Consider the following 21,763-nt stretch of genomic DNA (forward strand, 5'->3'; position numbering starts at 1 on the left):
GGCCGGACGGGCGTGACACCGCCTCCGCCCGCCCGGCCGCACCACCCGAAAGGACCGCCGTGCCCGACCTGCTCGCCTACGCCCTCGCCGCCGCCCGCCGCGGCTGGCACGTCTTCCCGCTCATCCCCGGCAACAAGCCCCCCGCGATCCGCGCGTGGGAGCAGCACGCCACCACCGACCCCGTCACCATCGCCCGTTGGTGGAGCCAGCAGCCCTACAACATCGGGATCGCCTGCGGCCCCTCTGGGCTGGTGGTCGTGGACTTGGACATCTCCAAGATGCCCAACGACGTTCCGCCCGCCCCATGGAACCTGCCCAATGTCGCCTGTGGCGCCGATGTCTTCGGCCTGCTCGCCGACCAGAACGGCCACCCCATCATTGAGGCCACGTTCACCGTCCGCACACCCTCCGGCGGAATCCACCGCTACTACGCGAACCCCGCGACCGGCCCGGAGCCACGGAACACGACCGGAGCGCTCGGCTGGAAGATCGACACCCGCGCCCACGGCGGCTACGTCGTCGCCCCTGGCAGCAGCGGCCCCGGCGGGCGCTACGAGGTCGTCAGCAAGGCCCCCATTGCCCCGCTCCCCGCATGGCTCGCCATGCTCCTCGCCCCCACCCCGCTCCCCGAGCAGCGGCCCGTCACGGCCCTGCTCACCACATCGGACCGACGCGGCCGGTACCTGCGCGCGGCCATCGACGGCCAGGTGAAGCGCGTCCTGGACTCAGCCGAGGACCGGCACAACATCGCCCTCTACCTGTCCGCCGTCGCGCTCGGACAGCTGGTCGCCGGAGGCGAGCTGACCGAGCGGGAGGTCACCGAGCCGCTGATGGCCGCCGGGCTGCGCGTTGGCCAGGGCGAGAGCGAGGCCGGGCGCACCATCCGGTCCGGCCTGCGGGCCGGCCGGTTGCGCCCGCGCACGTTGGCCGCCTGACCTCCGTCCGCCGCTCACCCATTGAGGGAGGGTCCGTGTCCGTCCCGCCGCCCCACCTGCGCGTAGTCGACCCCGACGACTTCCCGCCCGACCTTGAACCCCCGGACGAGACCGGCGAGCAGCCCAAGCCCAAAGCGCCCAGCTTCCGCAGCCTGTGGACAGCCGACGCGCTGATGTCGGCCGTCTTCCCCGAGCCGAAATGGGCCGTCCCCGGCATCCTCGCGGAAGGCGTCTCCCTGCTCGCCGGACCGCCGAAGGTCGGAAAGTCGTGGCTGTCGCTCGGACTCGGCTTGCAGGTGGCCGACGGCGGGACGGCGCTCGGCTCCATCCCCGTCACCGCCGGACCCGTCCTGTACCTCGCCCTGGAGGACACCCCGCGGCGCCTCCAGCACCGCATGGGCAAGCTGCTCGCGGGAAAGCCCGCCCCCGCCGGGCTGCACCTGGAGACCGCCTGCCCGCCCCTCCCGCAGGGCGGCGAACTCGCTATCGCCGCATGGCTCACCGAGCACCCCGACGCCCGCATGGTCGTGATCGACGTGTTCGCCAAGGTCCGCGGCAATGCCGCGCCTGGCGCATCCGCTTACGACGCCGACTACGCCGCGGTCGGCCGCGCCAAGCGGCTCGCCGACCACTTCGGCGTGGCCCTGGTCCTGGTCCACCACGTCCGCAAGGCCGGATCTGACGACTTCCTCGCAGAGGTCTCCGGCACCAACGGCCTCGCCGGCGCGGCAGACACGACCATCGTGCTCAAGCGCTCGCGCGGCAAGGCAGACGGCGTCCTGCACATCACCGGCCGCGACGTGGACGAAGCCGAGCACGCGATGTCCTTCCAGCCCGAAACCGGCGCCTGGCACCTGCTCGACGGCCCCGCCGCAGACCACACCATCGGCGACACCCGCGCCACCATCCTGCGCTACGTCCGCGACCACCCCGGCAGCCGACCCGTCGACATCTCCGACGGCACCGGCCTGGACCGCGAGAACACCCGCCGCACCTGCTCCCGCATGGCTGCCGACGGCCAACTCACCGCCAACCACGGCACCTACACCGCACCCACAGGACAGACCGACCACCCCTGAGCTGTCCCACCTGTCCGGTTGTCCCACCTGTTGCCCTGACCAGCCCGATCGCGCTGGGACCGCCCTGGGACAGCACCTGTCCGCCGCCTGCCTCGACCTGGGGGAAGCCCGCATGACCACCGCCATGGAGGCCCTGACCGTGCCCGAGGTCATGGCCGCACTCCGACTCAGCCGCAACAAGGTCTACGACCTGATCCGCTCCCGCCAGCTCGCCAGCTTCACCGAGGGACGCGCACGCCGCATCCCCGCCGACAGCCTCGCCGACTACCTGCGCCGCAAGATCGAGGAGAGCAACTGATGCCCCGCAAGAAGAACCCCAACGGCGCCGGGAGCATCTGGCGCCGCAAGGACGGACGCTACGAAGCTCGCGTCTACGTCCCGCAGCCCGACGGCACCCGCAAGCGCAAGACCGTCTACGGCGCTACCTGGGAGGAGTGCGACGAGAAGCGACAGGAGCTGGTGTCGCGGGACCGCAAGGGCCTGCCCACGCCCACCCGTTCCAACAAACTCGCCGAATGGCTGCCCTATTGGCTGGAGGAGTTCATCAGGCCCCAGCGGAAGAAGACGACATACGCCAAGTACGAGACCCACGTCCGCCGATACCTGATTCCGCACCTCGGAACGAAGCGCTTGGAATCGCTGAGCGTCCCTGACGTGCGCCGATTCGTCGTCGCAGTCACCCGGGAGGCGTCCGCCGCCACTGCGAAGGAGTCCCACCGAGTGCTCCGCACCGCCCTCGCGGCAGCCTGCCGTGAGGAGCTGATCAGCCGAAACGTGGCGACCCTGGTTCCGGCCCCGCGCGTGGAGGTGCGAGAGATGAAGACCTGGACGGCTAATCAGACCGTCGCCTTTCTGGAAGCCGCACGTCCCGACCCCCTCTACACCGCGTTTGTGCTGGCCGTCGCGCTGGGACTGCGCCGCGGCGAGATTCTGGGCCTGCGGTGGAGCGACATCGACTTTGACGCCCGGACGCTCACTGTGCGGAACCAACTCCAGCGGGTACAGAAGGAGTTGTATGCCGACAGCACGAAGAACCGCCGAACCCGAGTGATCCCCTTGCCCTTGATGTGCATCGCTCCCCTTCGGTGGCGGCGCATCCAACAGGCCGCCCAGCGGGCCGCCGCTGGCGCACGGTGGGAGGAGGCCGACTACGTATTTACCAGCCGTACCGGCCGGCCGATCGAGCCGCGCAACCTGAGTCGGTCGTTCGAGCGGGTAGCGGCAGGTGCGAGCCTCCCGCGGATCCGGCTCCACGACGCGCGCCACGGCTGCGCTACGTTCCTTTTCGCCGCCGGGGTGGCCCCACGGGTGGTCATGGAGATCCTGGGGCACTCGCAAATCGCCGTGACCATGAACGTCTACACCCACATTTCCGAGGAGACTCGCCGGGAGGCCATAAACAATATGGATCGGGTGCTCAAGCGGAGTCGTCCAGCTCGCTAACGAAACATTGCTGCTGTAATTCATTAAACACCGATGCGATGATCAAAGAAGCGGTTCCTCATCAGGGAACGCCTTCAATCTCATCCTCTCAAAGGGCTTCTTCCATAGCCCGTTCAGCCTGCTTGAGCGTTCAGGGAAGAGTCCGAGCTCGATCGAGATATAGTCGCGTACTGGCATCCTGGCGAGCCCGGCCTGAGGCTTCCCGCGGAGGACCTTCGCGAATGTTGAGATTCCCTTCTCCTCCAGGGCTTCAATCAACTCCAGTTCTGTGGTATCCATGATCTGAAGAGGGTCGATATCCTGATCCTGGAGGACCCCTTCGTTCCGTAGGGCATCTTCGATCATCGAAGTGGTAAACGGACTCACAGGGAATCCCTCGCTGGCGATAACGACTGGAATGAAGCGGCGATTTGGGATACCGTCGTGACCAGTCAGGGCGGATTCGTTGTCGCGCAGGCAATTGATCGTTGACTGGATTTGGTGTGCCTTTTTCACTGCAAGCGCGTCGAGGTCCTTCTTGACGTCCTCGGCTGAGGTAGCCGCAACCGAACCGCGCATCAATTGCCGCGTCGATATGTCGATGACGATCCAGCAGTCGCCGTAGTCAAGAGCGGCATCAGCCACCTTGAGGTTACTGCCGTACGCCGCACGTAGGTCATCTTCTGTATAGAAGCGCTTCCCCAAGGCTTGCGGCGCGATGGAGGATATAACCTCCGTGGCGTACTTCTCGCTTATTCGACCAGCATAGTCGCGGAATTGCCCCTTTTGCTTTTTGGCCAGGGTTGAGTACACGTCGAAGAAGGGCAGCCAGCCGAACACTCTCGAAATCAGGAGCTTGGGATCCGTGATCACAATGGCGTCCTCGGCCCATATGACCGGGAACCGTTCAAAGGCGCTGATTGACCAGGCAAATCCGCCTCCCAGTTCGTTGAAGTCGGCGACAATGGCCTCTCGGAGCTTGGGCAGGCTGCAGGAAATGACATTTAGGGCGGCCAGGGCCCGGCCCTTGGGTAGTCCAATTCCGCCGAAGAAGTCTTCGGAGAAGAATGACGGAGCGCCGCCTAGCATGCATGAATAGATCGCGATCGCCACAATCTCTAGCTCGTCGAATGTCACCCCGACTGCTGCGGTGAAGAGATCCTCCATGGAGCCTAGGTCCGCATGGGGTGACTCGTTGGGGATTTCTCTCCATCTCCGCGTAAACCGCCCAAGGGCCGAGGCTACGTCGATCCGCTGATTGAAGTGCTGATTGCTAATTAGTTCTTGAGTCAAGCTCGCTGGTATTCCGTTGACGTGAACTTCGCCAACTTCGTCTTGGCGATTCTCATTGCCAAGTAGCTCCCCGATTCCCAGGGGGAGGAGGGCCAAGGTCTCATCTGGAATTCTGTCCGCGTCGCCGGGGCAGAGCAGAAGAGCGAGTTTGCAGAGAACGTGTAGCATCTGAGGGGCGACGATCACTCGACCGTCTCTCATGAGGGATGAGGCAGATCGCTGCCGTGCTCCCCGGAAATTCGTTTCAATATAGGACGAGTCTACTTGACTTTGCTCTTCGAAAGTCCACTTGGCCAGCCACTTGGAAGTAAATTCGAGCACCTGTCCTAGGTTTGTGGCCTTGAGGATGGTGGCAATGTCTGGCCACGTGCAGTCCGTGCCCGTAAGTTCCTGATAGGTGATGTACGTAGCAACCAAATCGATCGGAGCCGGTCCGGAAGCTAGCGACTGTGGAACGAATAGGCCAGACGGCCTCTGGCTGTATGGGATTCCTAGGGCTTGAACTGCGGACCCTGTCAACAGGCTTTTCTCTTTTGCCGGTTGCACGAGGTAATCGCCCCCCACAGCCGAAGCTGGATCGCCGGCCAGGAGGCGCCTCAAGCCCTCCAGCTCTCGCTGCAGATCCTTACCTGAGTCCACGGCGTCCGCCCCTTTGAGACAGGCATTGAGTCCTTCAGCCTATGCCCATTTGAGGGGCGAAGCAGGAGAGTCGGAGCCGACGGGAGCATCGTTGCCGTCACTCACTGCCGTCAAAGGCCCCGCAGCGCGATCGCTGCGGGGCCTTTGGGCTGGTGGGCACAGACGGATTCGAACCGCCGACATCTGCTTTGTAAGAGCAGCGCTCTACCGCTGAGCTATGCGCCCCCGTGGTCCGCTGGAGCCCGGAGGCCCGTTAGGCGGCGTCCCCCGGAGTCCCGGCGGGACCGGAACAACGGCTAAGACTACCTGGTCCCGGGACGGGGATGCGCCCCGGTTGGTGCGGGGGTGGTGGGGTGGGTGGGAGGATGGCGGGGTCGTGGCCAGCGGGTCGCGGCGTGGGTCGGGTGGCGGGCTGGTTGGGAGCGGAGAGACGTGGCGGGCGGTTCGGCGCGGAGGTGGCGGGGAGAGGCCGGGCGGGCTGAGGCGCAGGCGGCGCGGGAAGCTGCGTCGCAGGCGTTCTACGAGGTGGACACGTTGCAGCGCGACGTGCGGATCAACGTGGAGACAGTCGCCGCGTCCGACAGCTCCCCGGGCGCACAGCGGGCGGTGGCCGACTTCGCCGCCATCGGGGGGCGGATCGACCAGGTCAGCACCGCGTACATCAACGCGCTCGACGCCGTCGACCTCGACGCCGTGGACCTCGCTCCCGGCGCCGCCGCGCAGGCGCGGCAGCAGCTGGAGCACAGCCGGCAGCAGCTCCTGCAGGCCAAGGCCGAGCTGGAGCGCTTCTCCGGGTACCTGGAGCCGCTGCTGACGGCCGCTGCCGCGCAGCTGGCGCAGGTGGCGCCCGCCGTGGAGCGGGCGAAGCAGGCGTGGCTGGCGGCCAGCAACGCGCTCGACGCGGCGAAGGCCGCTCGTCTCGGTACGGAGGCGCAGTCGCGTGCGCTCGCGGAGCTGGGGCCGCAGATGCGGGTGCTGACCGAGGGCGCGGGGAAGCACGGCGTGCAGTCCGTGCTGCGGACCGCCGCGGACGTGCAGCGCGCCGCCGAGGCGATCCGTGCCGAGGCCGAGCGGCTGCCGCAGCAGGCCGCCGAGATCGACAAGGCGCTGGCGTCGCTGCGCACCCGTACCCAGGCGCTGGAAACGCGCGCACAGCAGGTCGGGCCGGTCCTGAGCGAGCTGCGCCGTCGCTTCAGCGAGGCCTGCTGGCGCGATCTGCAGCAGGTGCCGGACCAGGCGCAGGAGTCCGCCCGGCAGGCGCTCACCCGCCTGAACGAGGCGGAGAAGGCGCGGAACGAGCAGCGTTTCGCCGACGGGCTGGCGATCATCGCCCAGACGCGCACCTTGCTGACCACGGCGGACGGCTCGGTCGCGCTCGCGAACGACCGACTGCACTCGCTGAACGAGGCGCAGCGCAACCCGCAGGCGGAGATCGAGAAGGCCCGCTTCGCCATCAGGGACGCCCAGCGGCTGGCCATGGCCGGCCGGAACTCCCCCGATCCCCGCCACGCGCAGCCGCTGGACGCGGCGCTGGAGCGGCTGGCGCGGGCGGAGGCCGGGCTGACCGGTGTGCACCCGGACTACTGGCACTTCCTGACCGAGACCGCCGCCGTGCGCGAGACCGCGGCCGCGGTGGTGCAGGCGATCCGCACGGAACAGGGGATGCCGCGCCGCTGAGGCCCGAGGACAGACCCGGCACGCCGAGTCTGTCCTGTCAGGGAGCACGGATGAGAGGATGGGCGGCATGCCTCGCTATGACTACCGCTGCCGTTCCTGCGGCGCCACGTTCGAGCTCAACCGCCCCATGTCGCAGGCCAACGCGCCCGCGGTCTGCCCGGCCGGGCACGAGGACGTGACGAAGCTGATGTCGATGGTCGCCGTGACCGGGACCGGCTCGGCCGGCGCGGCCCCGCAGGCGGGCGGCGGAGGCGGGGGTTGCTGCGGCGGCGGTTGCTGCGGCTGACCGAGCCCTGACGTGGGCCGCCGACGTCCACCGCAGGGCTGGGCCCCTGACGTACGCCGCAGGTCTGCGCCTCTGACGTGGGCCGCCGACGTGCGCCGCAGGCCTGCGCCACACGTGCGCCGCAGGACTGGGCCGCAGGCCTGACCTCCGGCCCCGGGCCTCCGACGTGCGCCGCAGGCCTGAGCGCGCCGGTCCGGGTGCCGGGTACCTCGTACCCGGCACCCGGCACCCGGCACCCGGCACCCGGCACCCGGCACCCGGACGACTGTTGCATGCCGCCTGGACGGGTCGGACGATGGGTATCCGGACTGCCGTCACCAGCCCCACACCCAGGGAGGCGGCAATGCAACTGCAGGACCATCTTCCGGTGGACCACAGGCTCGGCCAGGTCTACCGCTACAGCGCGGGCGCGATCGGGCTGTTCCTGATCGTCTTCGGCATTCTCGGCTTCACCGACAACGTCGGCTTCTTCTCGACCAACGGCGACCACGTGCTCGGCATGACCAGCAACGGGACACTGAGCCTGCTCTCGGTGCTGTTCGGCGCGCTGCTGATCTACGGGGCGGTGCGGGGCGGGAACTTCGCGTCCACGCTGAACATCTCCGTCGGCGTCCTCTTCATCCTCAGCGGATTCGTGAACCTGGGGCTGCTCGACGGGGACCACAACTTCCTGGCGTTCCACATGAGGAACGTGATCTTCAGTTTCCTGGTCGGCCTGGCGCTGATGACCTTCGGGATGTACGGCAGGGTCACCACCCACCTGCCGTACGACAACCCCTACTGGCGCAGCCGCCATCCCGAGGCGGCGAGGGTCAACCCGTTGCCGCCACGCGCCCTGCCGCACTGACGCGGCCGGACGCACCACCGGCACCATCCGCGCCCGCGTCGCCCGAGTCCCCGCCGACCGCCGCCAGCAGCCGGCGCACCAGCTCCTCCCCCGCCGCGACGCCGGTCTCGGCGAGGGCGGTGACGCCGGGGGCGGTCCAGCCGCTCTCCGCGAGCTCGCCGTGGCCCGGGCGGAAGCCCGCGTCCGCGGCGAGCAGCATCTCCGTGTCGAGCAGCGAGTCGCCCGCCGCGAGGATCGTCGCGGCGCCGGTGCGGCGTTCCACCTCCGCCAGGGCGGCGGACTTGGTCAGCGGCTGCGGGACCAGGTAGATCTTGCGTCCCTGCAGCGACACCCCCCAGCCGCGCTCGCCAGCCCAGCCGGTCAGCTCGTCCACCCAGCCCTCCGGCAGCATCTGCCGGTCGACGACCAGGTACGCGAAGAGGTCCTCGGCGACGCGGCGCTTGCGCGTCCACTCAGGGTCGGCCTCCATGGCCAGGTGCTGCACGATCTCGTCCAGCGGCGCGCAGTGCTCGGCGAGGGTCGCGAGCATGGCCTTGTGCCAGTCGCGGTCGGTGTGCCCGTCCACGAGCAGGTGACCGCCGTTGGCGCAGATCGCGTAGCGGGGGGTCCAGTCGGGGACCGGTCCCGGCAGGTGGATCCTGCGGTACTGGGCGCGGGTGCGGGTGGTCGCCGGGACGAACTCGGCGGCCACGATCAGCTCGGCGAGCAGCTGGGCGGCCTGCTCGGTCATGAAGGAGAGCGGCTCCCCCTTGTGCACCTCGACCGCGAGCAGCCTCGGGGCCTCCTCGTCGGGGACGGTGAGGCCGAGGGCACGGGGCGAGTAGACCAGCGTCCGGTCCAGGTCGCACGCGATCAGGTGCCTGGGGCGGGCGGGGGCGGGTGTCACAGAGCGGTTCCTTCCGAGCCGATGGCCGCACGGGTGAAGTGCGGATGGATCAGGCCGACACAGCTGTAGGGGAGGTCGTCGACCTCCTCGACGGGCACGGAGCGCTGCTCGGCGAGCAGCCGCACGTGGTCGAGGTCGGCCCCCACTCCGCGCCGGACCAGGACCCGCCACGGCACGCGTCGCAGCAGCACCCGGGTGGTCTCGCCGACGCCCGGCTTGACCAGGTTCACGCTGCCGATGCCGTACTCGCCGCTGATCCGCTCGACGGCCGCCCAGCCGGACCAGTCCGGCGCGCGCTCCGCGGCGACGGCCGGGTCCGCGGAGGTCATCCGGGCCGCGTCGGCGAGTGCGGCGTCGCGCACGGCGTCGAAGTGGGCGGCGACCTCGTCCAGGAAGGCGCCTGAGACGTCCGCGCCGGCGAGTTCGCGGTAGAACTTGGCGCCGTGGAACTCGTCCGGACCGATCAGGCCCTCGCGCAGCACGGTGCGTGAGATCAGGCCGGAGACGGTGGAGTTGAGGCAGGCGGAGGGGATCAGGAAGTCCTCGCGGGTTCCGAAGGTCCGCACACAGCGGCCAGGGTCGGCGAGCACGGCGAGGGACGGGTCGAAGTCGGTGCCGTCGAGCGCGGCCGCGAGCTCGTGGGTGATCGCGCCCTTGCCGGTCCAGCCGTCGACGAAGACGACGTCGGACGCGTGGTGACGCCGGGCCAGGTACCGCAGCGCGGTCGGGTCGATGCCGCGGCCGCGCACGATGGAGACGGCGTAGTGCGGCAGGTCCAGGCCGTGGACCTGGGCGGCCCAGCGCCGCATCAGCACGCCGACGGGCGTTCCGGCGCGGGCGAGCGAGGCCAGGACCGCGCCGCTGCCGCGCTCGGCGAGGACGGTCTCGGTGACGACGCCGACGGCGTGGGCGACGCGGGCGGCGGAGGCTGTCAGGGCCTGCTGGTACAACGCCTGGTAGGCGTCGCTGGGCTGGTACTCGACGGGCAGCGACTCCGCGTAGTGCGCGCCGCCCTGCTGGATCGCCTCCTCGCGCTCCTCGGTCGGCGCCTCGAGGGCGACCGAGGAGAGGTCCTTGAGCAGCCAGGAGACCTCGTCGGCGCGGTAGGAGGAGAAGGCAGGGCCGTGCAGCGGGGCCGGCAGCGGCCGGTGGCTGGGGACGACGGCGAGCAGGACGCGGTCGGTGACGGCGCGGTCGCGGAGCACGTCGAGAAGGCCGCCGGGGAGGGTGAGCCGCGGTCCGTCGGCGTCGGAGTCGACGAGCAGCACGACGGCGTCGAAGCGCCGGGCCGGGTCCGTGCCGGGGGCCACGTTGTAGGCGTACCTGAGGCCCTCGTCGTCGGCGGGGGCGGGGAACTCCAGCCGGGTGCGGATCGCATAGCCGGGGTCGTCGACGGCGAGGACGGGCGAGCGGGTGGTGCTGGAGAAGCGGACCTCGGCGGCGTCGCCGAGCGTCTGCTCCAGCGCGGCGGCGAGGCGCAGCGGCGCGTACATCAGTTCTTCGCAGCCGAGCACCAGCACGCGCGGCGGCGTGAGGGTCACGCCCGCCGTGCCGGACCTGTCAGACCTGTCGAATGTGCCGGACCGGTCGGACGGGCCGGACGGGCCGGACGGGCCGGACGTGTCGAGCACCGGGGCGAGCCCGGCGGCGAGGCGCGCGGCCATCGACGGCAGTGCCGCGTCCAGGCGCGCCCGGTCGGCGACGGTGAAGCCGTGGCGCCCGCCGTCGGGCAGTCCGAGCGGCCACCCGAGCTCGATCCGCTCCAGCGGCGCCGACCCCCGCGACGCCGACTCCCGCACCACGCCAGCCGACGCCGCGGACGGCTCCCCGACCGGCGCGGCCTCCGCCCCTGCCTCCGCCTCCGCCGCGGCGACGAGCGCCGCGCCGCGGGTGAGGACGTCCGGGGGGAGGGCGACGCGGGCCGTGGCCGCCGCGACGACGTCGATGCGGGTGCCGAGGTCTGCGGCGAGCTTCACCAGGCGGTCGCGGTCGTCCTCGTCCCTCAGGTCGACCAGGGTGACGACGACGTAGCGCTGCCGGGCGTGGACCGTGTGCAGCGCCGTGAGCGTGTTGGCGATGGTGCGGCCGGTGGAGAACTCGTCGTCGACCAGGACCAGCGGTCCGTCGCCCTCGGTCAGCAGCGAGGCGTGCTCGGGCAGCAGCAGGTGGGAAGTGGCGTGCGAGTGCTCCTCCTCGAAGCCGCCGACCGGGACCACGCCCGCGACCGGCCGCCGGGTGGAGTGCAGGTAGGGCGCGCCGCCGAGGCCGTCGGCGACGCACTGGCCCAGCGCCGTCGCCGTCTCCGCGTAGCCGAGGACGACGGCCCGCGACGCCGTCGCGTCGTCGCCGAGCAGCGCGCGCACGCGTTCGCCCAGCGCGACACCGGCGCCGTGGACCAGGGACGGCAGCTGCGGGACGTGCTTGCCGAGCACGGTGGAGACGAGCAGGTGCGCCCGGCGCGGGTTGCGCCGCAGGGCCAGGCCGACCAGCTCGCGGACCTCGCCGTCCGGCAGGCGCACGTCGAGCTCCCGCTCGACCCACTCCCCCGCCCAGACGACGCCCCGCTCGACCGACTCGGTCCGCTCGGCCGGCTCCGCGCTCGTCGACGCCTCGCTCGGCGCGCCCGACATCGTCATCTCAGTGCTCACGTTCCTTGTTTCGTTCGTGACGGAAGCCCACCACGGCCAGATGGCCGACAGGTGGACCCTACGTGGCGGCCCGGCCGCCTCAGCAGCACAGGCAGGCGCCCAGCAGCTCCGCGAAGGTGACGTCCTCCCGGGCGACGCCGAAGGCCGCGGCCCGTGCCATCACCCGCCGCGCCCAGGCGCGGTGCGGCTTCACCTCGTTCATCTTGTTCGTGTAGGCCGAGCGCAGCACGCCGCCGCCGGCCCGGTCCTCCTGGAGGACGTCGCAGGCGTCGGACCACTCCTCGTGGGTGGCCACCGACATGGCGTGCACGGCGGGCACGTGGCTCGGGTGGATGCAGGTCTTGCCCAGCAGGCCGTTGGCGCGGTCGAGTTCGATCTCGCGGATGAGGCCGTCCAGTCCGTGGTCGATCAGTCTGCGGCGGACCTGGTCGGTCGGCGGCTCGGTCTCCGCGAACGGGCTCTGCCGCAGCTGCGGCTTGAACTTCCGCTCCTGGACCGGGAAGTACTCCCAGACGGGTCCGGTCACGGTGTAGCCGGTGCCGTCGGCGCGGCCCAGCGTGTTGACCACGTCGCCGATCACCGAGGCGACGATCTGCACGTCGTACGCCGTCAGGTCCGGCGGGCGGCGCAGTCCGTACGCGGAGCACAGGTCGGTCACTCCGAGACGGACGGCGAGCACCGACTCCCGGTACTTGCCAAGGACCTGGGCGACGTCGAGGAGCATCTCGGCGCGGGTCTCCAGATACGCCAGCTCCGGCGACTCCAGCACGGGCATCACGTACAGCGGCAGGCCGCTGGAGGTACGCAGCTCGGCCAGCGCCTCCAGGAAGGGCAGCCCGCTGTCCCTGGTGAACTTGGGCACCACGAAACCGGAGAGCAGCGCCAGCGCGTCCTGGCCCAGTCGGCGGGCGAGGTCGGGGATCTGCTCGGCCCTGCGGACCCGGACGAAGAGCAGCGGCAGCGACAACGGGGTCCCGCCCTGGCGGCGCAGGTTCGCGAGTTCGCGGACCTGGGCGACGAGATTGGCCTCCGCCGCCGGGACGTCGGCGTCGTCGATGGCGTCCTCCAGGCACAGCACCATGGACACCACGCCCCGCGCGGCCTGGCGGCGCACGTCGTCGGCGAGGGTGGACCGGGTGGCCGGAGAATAAAGGGTCGCACCCAAAGCGGCGGCCAGCAGAGCGGGATCGCTGTCTCGCTGGAAGGAGGCGGGCTCGTGCAGGAAGAGACGCTGCCGGGTCTGCGCGTCGAGCTGGCCGAAGTGGCGCATGGTCCCCTCTCGGGATGGGTTGAGGCGGCTCATCGTACGTAAGAAACAGGCAAAAGCCAGCGCTGAAACCGTCTCTTCTTGTGTATGTGCGCGGGACGAAACACAACGGACATCCGGGACTCCCCTGCTCCGGACCGCGCCACGCCCCGCCGCGGTTCCCCGGCACCGTCCCGGCGCTGTCCCGACCTTGTCCCGGCCCTGTCCCGACGCCGATCGCCGGCCGCTCCCCCGACGGCCGCTCCCGACGACCGAACCCTCCGCCGCGCCGACGCGGACGACGCATCCGACGCCGGTGGGCACCGCGCTTACCACCGCGCTCGTGCGTGCGGCAGGATGAACCCATGACCAAGGTCATGCCGAAGGGCTCGAACACGACACTCCCCGCCGACGTGGCGGCGGTGCGCGCCGTGCTGCGCTGGCAGCAGCGGCCGGGAACGCCGGACGTCGACGCGTCGGCGCTGCTGCTCACCGCCCAGGGCCGGGTCCGCGAGGACACGGACTTCGTGTTCTACAACCAGCCCCGGCATCCGAGCGGTCTGGTCAGGCACCGCTCGAAGGCGCGGCGCGGTGAGGAGATCACCGACACCCTGGACATCGACCTGCACCGGCTGCCGGACTGGGTGGACCGGGTGGTGCTGGGCGCCTCGATGGCGGAGGAGCGGGGCTTCGGCGAGGTGTCCGGCCTGCAGCTGCTGCTCTTCGACATCGCCGGCGGCCCGGGTGCCCAGGCCCTGGCGCGCTTCGACATCGTGGACGCGCGCGGCGTCGCCGCCCTGCTCTGCGGTGAGCTCTACCGCCGCTCCGGCGGCTGGAAGTTCCGCGCCATCGGACAGGGCTACGCCTCGGGCCTGGTCGGCCTGGCCCTGGACTTCGGCGTGACGGTCGACGACGAACCCGCCGAGCAGGCGGTCGCCGCGGAGCCGACACCCGTCCCCGAGGCCGAGGCGGCCCCGACGCCGCCGCCCCCGGCACATCCCTTCACCCCGTCGGTGACGCCGTCGCAGGAGACGCACGTCCAGTCCCACGCACCGGCCCCCGCCCCGTCACCGGCCCCCGTCCCGGATCCGGATCCGGTTCCGGTTCCGGCTCCTGCCCCGGTCGTGGTCGAACAGCTGCTCCCGCCCCCGGCGGGCTTCTCCCTCCCGCCCCAGGGACCGCAGTTCCAGCCCGGCAGGGCGAAGTGACCCCCGGGGACGTGACCCGCAGGACGTGCCAGGCGGGACGTGCCGGGCGGGACGTACCAGGCGAGACGTACCAGGCGGGTCGTGACGGGCGGGGGCCGGCGGTGGGACCGCTCAGCCGCCGACCGGCTTGAAGCCCCGCTGCCACTGGAGCCCCCAGCCGTAGAGGCGGTCAAGCTCCGCCTGGAAGCCGTAGACGTACCGCAGCTCGCGGCTGACCAGGAACTCGCCGTTGCCCCTGTTCTCGATCAGCAGCACCGCGCACGACCGCGCCTCGGCCGCGCGCTCCTCCAGCCGCACCTCGATCCGGGGGCCGGCCGTCGGGAAGAGCGTCACCACCGCGTGGGTGCGGTCGAAGGCGGGGGTCTCGTCGTAGATGTAGACGAAGATGAGCAGGCGCTTGAACTGGTCCCGCTTGTCCATGTCGATGTACATCATCTCGCCGGTCGGCGCGCCTGACCGGTCGTCACGGCTGAGCTTGATGTACGGCGGGTGCTGCAGATCGCCCATGTACGAACCGAGTGGCTGGATGACGCCCTTCGTGCCGTCCGTCAGCTCGTACATGCAGCCCAGGTCCAGGTCGACCGCGACCGGTTCGGTGGCGCTCTGACCGAGCGTCACCGGGCGGAACGGGTTCGGGTTGAACAGGGCGCGCAGCTGTTCGCCCGCGGTACGCCGGGGGCGTTCCGGTTCGCGGGTGGTCCAGTGCAGGTTGACCTGCATGGTTCCGCTGAGCGCGCCCTGCTCGGTGAGCGAGATGCTTCGCTGCCGCTTGTCGAGGGTCACCCGCTCGATGCCGAAGTCCAGGCCGCGGTCGGCCTTGCGCAACAGGTCCCGCAGCCCGGCCATGCCGACGCCCCCTCGTGTCCCGCGGGCCCTGTGGCCCGCAGTTCCGTCTCCCCCTGGGACCCGCGCCCGCCGATCCGGCACAAATCCGCTCAACTCCGGTTTACCCACTGGCCGGGACACCATGCCGCACCTGCCCCGCACGGGGGTTGGCACGGGGTTGTCGCGACCCGGTCGATAACACAGGTTGCTCACGCGTACGATACGGAGTCTCCTGCCACACTCCCAAGCCGAGGCGCGCCCGTATGAACCTATCCTCCATACAACTGGTCTGGCTGGTCGTCGGCTGCGCGGCAGCGCTCGTCGTCGCCGTCGTCATGAGTCTGCTGCGCACGAAGAAGCCCCGGCACGCGGCCGCCGAGGACTCCTGGGAACGCAGCGAGGAGCGCCGCCGCCGCAAGGAGGCGCTGTACGGATCCGCCTCCTACGTGCTGCTCTTCGCCTGCGCGTCGGTCGCCGCCGCGCTCTCCTTCCACGGTCTGGTCGGCTTCGGCCGGGAGAACCTGGGCCTGTCCGGCGGCTGGGAGTACCTGGTCCCCTTCGGTCTCGACGGTGCGGCCATGTTCTGCTCGGTCCTCGCGGTCCGCGAGGCCAGCCACGGTGACGCCGCGACCGGTTCCCGTCTGCTGGTCTGGCTCTTCGCCGGCGCCTCCGCCTGGTTCAACTTCGTGCACGCGCCGCGCGGCGGCGACCACAACGGCGCCCCGCAGTTCTTCGCCGGCATGTCCCTCTCCGCCGCGGTCCTCTTCGACCGCGCGCTGAAGCAGACCCGCCGTGCCGCGCTGCGCGAGCAGGGCCTGGTGCCGCGCCCGCTGCCGCAGATCCGCATGGTCCGCTGGCTGCGCGCACCCGTCGAGACCTACAAGGCCTGGTCGTTGATGCTGCTGGAGAACGTGCGCAGCCTGGACGAGGCGGTCGACGAGGTCCGCGAGGAGAAGCGCCAGAAGGAGCTGAACGCGGCGCGGCAGCGCAGCGAGGAGCGGCGCGAGCGGGCCGAGCTCAAGGCGATCGCGCGTTCCGCGCCGGTCAAGGAGCTCACCACACTGGACGCCTCCGACACGGCCGGCGGCGTCGCCGCCCTCGAGCCCGCCGCCCCGCGCGGCGTTCTGCCGCGTCGCCGGAGCGCGAGCGCGCTGCCGTCCCACGCGGCGTCCTCCCCGATGGTGGACGAGGAGGAGGACAGCACGATGTCCCGCCTCGACTCGCTGGACCGCAAACTCAAGGATCTTGAACAGCAGTTCGGCTGACCTGCGGTCATGCTCTGTCCGGAGGGCCCGGCACGGGTCCGGGGCGGGCCCTAGAGTGTGACCATGCCTGCCAAGCCCGCCACCTCCGCCACGCTCAGGGAGATCAATCTCCGCACGGTCTTCGACGTGATCCGCGCGCAGTCCCCGATCTCCCGGGCGGAGGTGGCCCGGGAGACGGGCATCTCCAAACCGACGGTGTCGGCGCTGCTGCAGGATCTGCTCGACCTCGGACTGGTCGCGGAGGCCGGGCAGGCGAACCGTCAGGAGCTGGGCCCCACCTACGGCGCGCTGTTCTTCGCGCCGCGCCCGCAGGCCGCGCACGTGCTTGCGCTGGACGTCGGCGCCCGGCGGCTGCGCGGCGCGGTCGCCGACCTCGAGGGCCAGCTCCTGGCCCGGCAGGACGTCGACGTCACCGGTCAGGACGCGTCGCAGATGGTCGAGGCCGCCGCGACGCTGGCCGACCGCCTGGCCCGCGCCTCGGGCATCGCCCCGAGCGAGCTCCAGCACGCCGCCATAGGCGTCCCCGGCGTGGTGGACCTGCGCGAGGGCCGCATCTGGCAGGCGCTCAACGTGCCCGCACTGGACGGCTTTCCCGCGCAGGACGCGTTCGCGCGGGCGCTCGGCCTGCCGGTGACCCTGGAGAACGACATCCACCTGGCCGCGCTCGGTGAGCGCCGGGCCGGGCGGGGACAGGACGCCGAGAGTTTCTGCTTCCTCTCGGTCGGCACCGGCGTCGGGGCAGGCCTGGTGCTCAGGGGCGAGCTGCACCGCGGCTTCGCCGGAGCGGCGGGTGAGTTGGACAGCGTCTTCACCGAGCCCGAGCTCGACGCCAACGACCCGTGCGCGGCGGCGCTGCTGCAGTACGCGGCGACGCTCTTCCCCGAGGGCCGGGTGCCCGCGTCGACGGAGGAGCTGTTCGCCCTGGCCCGCGCCGGTGACGACGGTGCGCTGGCGGCGGTGGACGAGGAGGCCCGCAGGATCGCCGGCTACCTGACCCCGGTGGCGGCCGTCGTGGACGTCGAACTCGCGGTCCTCGGCGGTGGCATCGGCCTCAACGGCGACCTGCTGCTGGACCGCGTCGCCGCCCGGCTCGCCACCCGCATCCCCTACCCGCCCCGCCTCGAGGTCTCCGCACTCGGCGACGGCGCGGTGCTGGCCGGCGCGGTGGCGGTGGCGACGCGGGAGGCGCTGGAGCAGATCCTTGCGGCCCGCTTCACCTCCGGCCACCGCAGGCCCTGAAGAAGCAGCAGGCCCTGAGACGACGCCACCCCGGCAGCCTCCGGCTGCCGGGGTGGCGTCGTTCGCGTGCAGGACCGGCCCGGCCGGTCCGGCGGGGGCTACAGCCTGGCCACTCCCGAGGGCGCGTCCAGTTCGGCCGGGTCGTCCCCGTCGCCGCCTTCGCGGCGGTTGCGGAGGATCGAGCTGACCAGCGCGAGGCCGATGAAGGTCACGCCGATCAGGCCGGTGACGACCTCCGGGATCGAGTACTTGATCGAGACCATCAGGATGAAGGCCAGCGCGCCGATCGCGTAGTGCGCGCCGTGCTCCAGGTAGACGTAGTCGTCCAGGGTGCCCTGGCGGACCAGGTAGACGGTCAGCGAGCGGATGTACATCGCGCCGATGCCGAGGCCCAGGGTGATCTGGAAGATGTCCTGCGTGATCGCGAACGCGCCCACCACGCCGTCGAAGGAGAACGACGCGTCGAGGACCTCCAGGTACATGAAGAGGAAGAACGCGGCCTTGCCGGCGACCTGCACGGCCGACTTCGCCGGGCGGCCCGACGCCTGGCTCTCGGCCTCCTCCTCGGCCTCCTCGTCGCCCTCGGCCTCGAAGAGGCTGGAGAGTCCGCTGACGGCCAGATAGGTCGTCAGGCCGGCGACGCCGGCCAGCAGCACGGTCTCGGCGTGGTCACCGGCGAAGAAGCGGGCCGAGAGCATCAGCACGGTCAGCGCGACGACGACGGAGAGCTGGTCCAGCTTGCCGATCTTCTCGAGCGGCCGCTCCAGTGGCTCGAGCCAGCGGATCTCCTTCTCCCCGAAGATGAAGTCCAGGAAGATCATCAGCAGGAACGTTCCGCCGAAGGCCGCGATCGCCGGGTGGGCGGCTTCCAGGTGCTGGGCGTAGGTCAGCCCGTTGTACGTCTTGGACGAGTCCAGCGCCAGCGAGACGACCGTCTGCGGGCCGATGTGGGCGGTCAGCGCGACGACCAGCAGCGGGAAGATCAGCCGCATGCCGAAGACGGCGATGAGCACGCCGACGGTGAGGAAGATCCGCTGCCAGAACGGATTCATCCGCTTCAGCACGGTCGCGTTGATGACCGCGTTGTCGAAGGAGAGCGAGATCTCCAGGATCGAGAGGATGAGGACGATGCCGAACCCGTCCGCCCCCCAGAAATACGCTGCGGCGGCTAGTCCGAGCAAGGTGATCCCGAAGGACCATCCGAAGGTGCGGAGCAACACGGGATGCCTACCCTTTCGATTCGCCGAGGGGCGGACGGATGACTCACCCGAATCGGTGAAGCCCCGTCCGCCCCTCAGCTCATGACTTCTTCTTACGAAACGTTCACCCCGAAGTCTAGGGCGATACCCCGCAGCCCTGACGCGTACCCCTGGCCAACAGCCCGGAACTTCCACTCGCCGCTGTAGCGGTAGAGCTCGCCGAAGATCATCGCGGTCTCGCCCGAGGCGTCCTCGGAGAGGTCGTACCGGGCGAGCTCGACCCCGTCGGCCTGGTTGACGACGCGGATGAACGCGTCCCTGACCTGGCCGAAGTTCTGCAGCCTGGACTCGGCGTCGTAGATCGAGACCGGGAAGACGATCTTGTCGACCTGGGCGGGCACGAGCGCGAGGTTCACCTTGATGACCTCGTCGTCCTGCGCCCCGGTGCCGCCGACCAGCTCGTCGCCCATGTGCTCGACCGAGCCCTCAGGGCTCTTGAGGTTGTTGTAGAACACGAAGTACTCGTCGCCGAGCACCCGCCCGCCGGAGCAGAGCAACGCGCTGGCATCGAGGTCGAAGGCGGCACCGGTCGTCGCCCTCGCCTGCCAGCCCAACCCGATCTGCACCGCCGTCAGGTTCGGCGCGGCCTTGGACAGTGAGACATTTCCGCCCTTGGCGAGCGTGACACCCATGCTGCTTCTTCCTAATCCGTGGCTTGACCCGGTCAGACGTTGACGCCGTAGTCCTGGGCGATGCCGCGCAGGCCGGAGGCGTAGCCCTGGCCGATGGCACGGAACTTCCACTCGGCGCCGTTGCGGTAGAGCTCGCCGAAGACCATCGCGGTCTCGGTCGAGGCGTCCTCGGAGAGGTCGTAGCGGGCGATCTCGGCGCCGCCGGCCTGGTTCACGACGCGGATGTAGGCGTTGCGCACCTGGCCGAAGTTCTGCTGGCGGTTCTCGGCGTCGTAGATGGACACCGGGAAGACGATCTTCTCGACCGAGGCCGGCACGGCGGCGAGGTTGACCTTGACCACCTCGTCGTCGCCCTCGCCCTCACCGGTGAGGTTGTCACCGGTGTGCTCGACGGAGCCGTCGTCGCTCTTGAGGTTGTTGTAGAAGACGAAGTCCTTGTCGGAGGTGACCTTGCCGCTCGCCGCGAGCAGGATGGCGCTCGCGTCGAGGTCGAAGTCGGCTCCGGTGGTGGTGCGCGTGTCCCAGCCCAGACCCACGAGGACGGCGGTCAGACCCGGCGCCTCCTTGGTGAGCGAGACGTTGCCACCCTTGCTGAGGCTGACACCCACGAGTCCTCCTGGAGTTCAGAGGGCACCCACGTGCCCCCGTTGGTGCGGTTACGGTCACTGTCAAGCCAACGGCTCGATCGTAGTGGCGGGTTCCCGCGCAGCGCAGCCGCAGCGCACCAACGGTTACGCGACCGTCGAACTCCAGGGAGGAACCGTCGGGACTCAGATGCCCTGAAGGGCCTTCAGGTACTCCTGCTGGTCACGAGCGTCCGGCAGACCGTTGACGACGGTCCAGCGGACGACGCCCTGCTTGTCGATGACGAAGGTGCCGCGCACGGCGCAGCCCTTCTCCTCGTCGAACACGCCGTAGGCGCGGGAGACCTCGCCGTGCGGCCAGAAGTCCGACAGCAGCGGGTACTCCAGACCCTCCTTCTCCGCGAAGACGCGGAGGGTGAACGGCGAGTCGTTGGAGACGGCGAGGATCTGCACGTCGTCGTTCTGGAACGACGGGAGCTCGCGCTCCAGCGAGCAGAGCTCGCCGGTGCAGACGCCGGTGAAGGCGAACGGGTAGAAGACCAGGACCACGTTCTTCTCGCCGCGGAAGTCGGAGAGCTTGACCAGCTCTCCGTGCTGGTTCTTGAGCTCGAACTCAGGAGCCGGGGAACCGACCTCGATAGCCATGCGAAAAACCCCTCATCGTCGTGGGCCGTGCCGGTGACATCCTGCCATCCCCTCCGGGGGCCACCTGTCGGCGCGGGGTCGGTTGCACTCACCCCACGGGCCCGGGCGCCTCGCGACGGCGGGCCCGTTGCACTCACCCCAGGGGCGCGGGACTCTGCCGATCTGCGCCTCCGGCGCATGGGCGCGCGAGAAGCCACCGGCGTGCGGAGGGCCCTGCGCGTTCGGTGCTCTGCCTGCGTGGGTGGCTTGTCGCGCAGTTCCTCGCGCCCCCGAGGTGCAGGGCGCCTCGTCTGCGGCTCAGCGGAAGCCAGGGAGGCGGCTCAGGGCCGAGACCGCGCCGACCGCGCGGCGGAGGAGGGAGCCGCCGGGGAGGTTGGGGACCTGGTCCACCAGCGGCGCCAGAGCCAGCAGGCCGCCCACGCGGCGCAGCCGGATCTCGCCGCGGGCGAGCATGGAGGGGACCGAGCCCGTGCTCACCAGGAGGCTGGACGCCGCGCCCTCCACGCCGGGGACGTCGTCCGACGTCTCCCGCGGCCGCGTGCGCCAGCCGTCCGCGTCCGCCGCGAAGACCCAGCCGAGGCCGCCGTCCGGCTCCCACAGGCCCGCCGTCGTCGGCAGGCCCTGCCGCCAGGCCAACGCGCCGACCACGTCGACCATCGCGGCCAGACCCGCGTCGGCCAGCGCGGGCGGCACCTCGGGGCCGGCCGCCTGTGCGAGCTCGTGGCCCATGGCGTGGATCTGCGTCAGCACCGGCAGGGGGCCGAGCGGGGAGTCCACCACCCGCCGCCCCAGCTCGGGTGCGGCCAGGACCTCTTCCAGCGCCGCGGCGACCCGCTCCCTGGCCTCCGCCAGCGCCGACAGGATCTCCTCGCGGTCCGGATCGAAGGGCTTGGGCCGTCTGGGTGGCGGCTCGAGCCCGTGCGCCGCCGCCATCACGCCGCCGAGGACCGGTCGTCCCGGCCAGGAGCCCAGCGCGGCGAGCGGCCGCAGATCCGCGTCCTCCGTGCCGGGGGCCAGCGCGAGGACCGCGTCCCATCCGCCCAGAACCCGCGCGCGGAGCGAGTCCGGGGCCTCCTCGGCCACGCCGCGCGGGCCGTGCAGGACCGGATGGTGATCTTCTGCCATGCCGCCATTCTGCCGCCGGGCCC

General features: G+C 70.6%; 20 protein-coding genes and 1 tRNA gene. 10 read left to right on the top strand and 11 right to left on the bottom strand.

Going from position 1 to position 21,763, the window contains the following annotated elements:
- The first annotated feature begins 59 nt into the window (after positions 1-59).
- The 4 genes from BS83_RS20090 to BS83_RS20105 all read left to right on the top strand — a co-directional run bounded on the left by BS83_RS20090 (position 60) and on the right by BS83_RS20105 (position 3,457).
- The gene (locus BS83_RS20090) at positions 60-935 is read left to right on the top strand and encodes a bifunctional DNA primase/polymerase (protein ID WP_037605066.1); all 876 of its coding nucleotides are present in this window, start codon (positions 60-62) and stop codon (positions 933-935) included.
- A gap of 35 nt (positions 936-970) precedes the next feature.
- On the top strand, positions 971-2,014 hold the full coding sequence (locus tag BS83_RS20095; RefSeq protein ID WP_084713721.1) for an AAA family ATPase: 1,044 nt from the start codon (positions 971-973) through the stop codon (positions 2,012-2,014).
- 112 nt (positions 2,015-2,126) lie between these two features.
- Positions 2,127-2,312 (top strand): helix-turn-helix domain-containing protein, encoded by a 186-nt coding sequence (locus BS83_RS20100; RefSeq protein WP_037605067.1) that lies wholly within the window; start codon positions 2,127-2,129, stop codon positions 2,310-2,312.
- Positions 2,312-3,457 (top strand): tyrosine-type recombinase/integrase, encoded by a 1,146-nt coding sequence (locus BS83_RS20105; protein WP_037605068.1) that lies wholly within the window; start codon positions 2,312-2,314, stop codon positions 3,455-3,457. Before BS83_RS20100 ends, BS83_RS20105 begins: the two co-directional genes overlap by 1 nt.
- Before the next feature lie 42 nt (positions 3,458-3,499).
- Here the strand turns inward: BS83_RS20105 and BS83_RS45560 are convergent, their stop codons facing one another.
- The gene (locus BS83_RS45560) at positions 3,500-5,368 is read right to left on the bottom strand and encodes a hypothetical protein (RefSeq protein WP_157597254.1); all 1,869 of its coding nucleotides are present in this window, start codon (positions 5,366-5,368) and stop codon (positions 3,500-3,502) included.
- A 150-nt stretch (positions 5,369-5,518) separates the two neighbouring features.
- Positions 5,519-5,593: transfer RNA gene (locus BS83_RS20115), tRNA-Val, on the bottom strand.
- Between the two features lie 300 nt (positions 5,594-5,893).
- Between BS83_RS20115 and BS83_RS20120 the strand changes: the two genes are divergently transcribed.
- The 3 genes from BS83_RS20120 (at position 5,894) to BS83_RS20130 (ending at position 8,178) form a co-directional block, all read left to right on the top strand.
- Positions 5,894-7,045, top strand: coding sequence for a coiled-coil domain-containing protein (locus BS83_RS20120; protein ID WP_332262342.1), 1,152 nt, complete (start codon positions 5,894-5,896; stop codon positions 7,043-7,045).
- A gap of 67 nt (positions 7,046-7,112) precedes the next feature.
- Complete coding sequence (locus BS83_RS20125) at positions 7,113-7,331, top strand: FmdB family zinc ribbon protein (RefSeq protein ID WP_037609484.1); 219 nt, start codon at positions 7,113-7,115, stop codon at positions 7,329-7,331.
- Positions 7,332-7,674: 343 nt separating this feature from the next.
- Positions 7,675-8,178, top strand: coding sequence for a DUF4383 domain-containing protein (locus BS83_RS20130; RefSeq protein WP_063774201.1), 504 nt, complete (start codon positions 7,675-7,677; stop codon positions 8,176-8,178).
- Here the strand turns inward: BS83_RS20130 and BS83_RS20135 are convergent.
- From BS83_RS20135 to BS83_RS20145, 3 genes are all read right to left on the bottom strand, one after another.
- A complete protein-coding gene (locus BS83_RS20135; protein ID WP_232248431.1) occupies positions 8,144-9,064 on the bottom strand; it encodes an HAD family hydrolase in 921 nt (306 codons plus the stop codon). The two genes, BS83_RS20130 and BS83_RS20135, sit on opposite strands and share 35 nt — an antisense overlap.
- Positions 9,061-11,694, bottom strand: a complete 2,634-nt coding sequence (locus BS83_RS20140; protein WP_037609487.1) for a phosphoribosyltransferase — start codon at positions 11,692-11,694, stop codon at positions 9,061-9,063. Before BS83_RS20140 ends, BS83_RS20135 begins: the two co-directional genes overlap by 4 nt.
- A gap of 97 nt (positions 11,695-11,791) precedes the next feature.
- Positions 11,792-12,982, bottom strand: a complete 1,191-nt coding sequence (locus BS83_RS20145; protein ID WP_037605071.1) for an HpcH/HpaI aldolase/citrate lyase family protein — start codon at positions 12,980-12,982, stop codon at positions 11,792-11,794.
- A 341-nt stretch (positions 12,983-13,323) separates the two neighbouring features.
- On the opposite strand from BS83_RS20145, the gene BS83_RS20150 reads away from it, so the two are divergent.
- The gene (locus BS83_RS20150) at positions 13,324-14,166 is read left to right on the top strand and encodes a TerD family protein (RefSeq protein WP_037605072.1); all 843 of its coding nucleotides are present in this window, start codon (positions 13,324-13,326) and stop codon (positions 14,164-14,166) included.
- A 111-nt stretch (positions 14,167-14,277) separates the two neighbouring features.
- On the opposite strand, the gene BS83_RS20155 is transcribed toward BS83_RS20150, so the two are convergent.
- Positions 14,278-15,012, bottom strand: a complete 735-nt coding sequence (locus tag BS83_RS20155) for a Tellurium resistance (RefSeq protein WP_037605074.1) — start codon at positions 15,010-15,012, stop codon at positions 14,278-14,280.
- Positions 15,013-15,254: 242 nt separating this feature from the next.
- Between BS83_RS20155 and BS83_RS20160 the strand changes: the two genes are divergently transcribed.
- Entirely contained in the window at positions 15,255-16,256 is a 1,002-nt protein-coding gene (locus tag BS83_RS20160; RefSeq protein WP_037605075.1) for a DUF2637 domain-containing protein, read from the top strand.
- Between the two features lie 63 nt (positions 16,257-16,319).
- Entirely contained in the window at positions 16,320-17,495 is a 1,176-nt protein-coding gene (locus BS83_RS20165) for an ROK family transcriptional regulator (protein ID WP_037609488.1), read from the top strand.
- A gap of 98 nt (positions 17,496-17,593) precedes the next feature.
- On the opposite strand, the gene BS83_RS20170 is transcribed toward BS83_RS20165, so the two are convergent.
- The 5 genes from BS83_RS20170 to BS83_RS20190 form a co-directional block, all read right to left on the bottom strand.
- Positions 17,594-18,715 (bottom strand): DUF475 domain-containing protein, encoded by a 1,122-nt coding sequence (locus tag BS83_RS20170; RefSeq protein ID WP_051943432.1) that lies wholly within the window; start codon positions 18,713-18,715, stop codon positions 17,594-17,596.
- Between the two features lie 92 nt (positions 18,716-18,807).
- Complete coding sequence (locus BS83_RS20175) at positions 18,808-19,386, bottom strand: TerD family protein (RefSeq protein WP_037605076.1); 579 nt, start codon at positions 19,384-19,386, stop codon at positions 18,808-18,810.
- Positions 19,387-19,418: 32 nt separating this feature from the next.
- The gene (locus tag BS83_RS20180; protein ID WP_037605078.1) at positions 19,419-19,994 is read right to left on the bottom strand and encodes a TerD family protein; all 576 of its coding nucleotides are present in this window, start codon (positions 19,992-19,994) and stop codon (positions 19,419-19,421) included.
- Between the two features lie 162 nt (positions 19,995-20,156).
- Positions 20,157-20,615: a peroxiredoxin gene (locus BS83_RS20185; protein ID WP_037605079.1), complete on the bottom strand. Its 459-nt coding sequence runs from the start codon at positions 20,613-20,615 to the stop codon at positions 20,157-20,159.
- A gap of 297 nt (positions 20,616-20,912) precedes the next feature.
- The gene (locus BS83_RS20190; protein ID WP_037605081.1) at positions 20,913-21,740 is read right to left on the bottom strand and encodes a hypothetical protein; all 828 of its coding nucleotides are present in this window, start codon (positions 21,738-21,740) and stop codon (positions 20,913-20,915) included.
- Positions 21,741-21,763: the final 23 nt, after the last annotated feature.

Source organism: Streptacidiphilus rugosus AM-16, from assembly GCF_000744655.1.
Classification (GTDB): Bacteria; Actinomycetota; Actinomycetes; order Streptomycetales; family Streptomycetaceae; genus Streptacidiphilus; species Streptacidiphilus rugosus.

Excerpts from the sequence above, each read along its gene's own strand:
- BS83_RS20140 (WP_037609487.1), bottom strand. The coding sequence starts at position 11,694 with ATGTCGGGCGCGCCGAGCGAGGCGTCGACGAGCGCGGAGCCGGCCGAG.
- BS83_RS20165 (WP_037609488.1), top strand. The coding sequence starts at position 16,320 with ATGCCTGCCAAGCCCGCCACCTCCGCCACGCTCAGGGAGATCAATCTC.
- BS83_RS20145 (WP_037605071.1), bottom strand. The coding sequence starts at position 12,982 with ATGCGCCACTTCGGCCAGCTCGACGCGCAGACCCGGCAGCGTCTCTTC.
- BS83_RS20155 (WP_037605074.1), bottom strand. The coding sequence starts at position 15,012 with ATGGCCGGGCTGCGGGACCTGTTGCGCAAGGCCGACCGCGGCCTGGAC.
- BS83_RS20125 (WP_037609484.1), top strand. The coding sequence starts at position 7,113 with ATGCCTCGCTATGACTACCGCTGCCGTTCCTGCGGCGCCACGTTCGAG.
- BS83_RS20130 (WP_063774201.1), top strand. The coding sequence starts at position 7,675 with ATGCAACTGCAGGACCATCTTCCGGTGGACCACAGGCTCGGCCAGGTC.
- BS83_RS20190 (WP_037605081.1), bottom strand. The coding sequence starts at position 21,740 with ATGGCAGAAGATCACCATCCGGTCCTGCACGGCCCGCGCGGCGTGGCC.
- BS83_RS20105 (WP_037605068.1), top strand. The coding sequence starts at position 2,312 with ATGCCCCGCAAGAAGAACCCCAACGGCGCCGGGAGCATCTGGCGCCGC.
- BS83_RS20160 (WP_037605075.1), top strand. The coding sequence starts at position 15,255 with ATGAACCTATCCTCCATACAACTGGTCTGGCTGGTCGTCGGCTGCGCG.
- BS83_RS20175 (WP_037605076.1), bottom strand. The coding sequence starts at position 19,386 with ATGGGTGTCACGCTCGCCAAGGGCGGAAATGTCTCACTGTCCAAGGCC.
- BS83_RS20185 (WP_037605079.1), bottom strand. The coding sequence starts at position 20,615 with ATGGCTATCGAGGTCGGTTCCCCGGCTCCTGAGTTCGAGCTCAAGAAC.
- BS83_RS20100 (WP_037605067.1), top strand. The coding sequence starts at position 2,127 with ATGACCACCGCCATGGAGGCCCTGACCGTGCCCGAGGTCATGGCCGCA.
- BS83_RS20150 (WP_037605072.1), top strand. The coding sequence starts at position 13,324 with ATGACCAAGGTCATGCCGAAGGGCTCGAACACGACACTCCCCGCCGAC.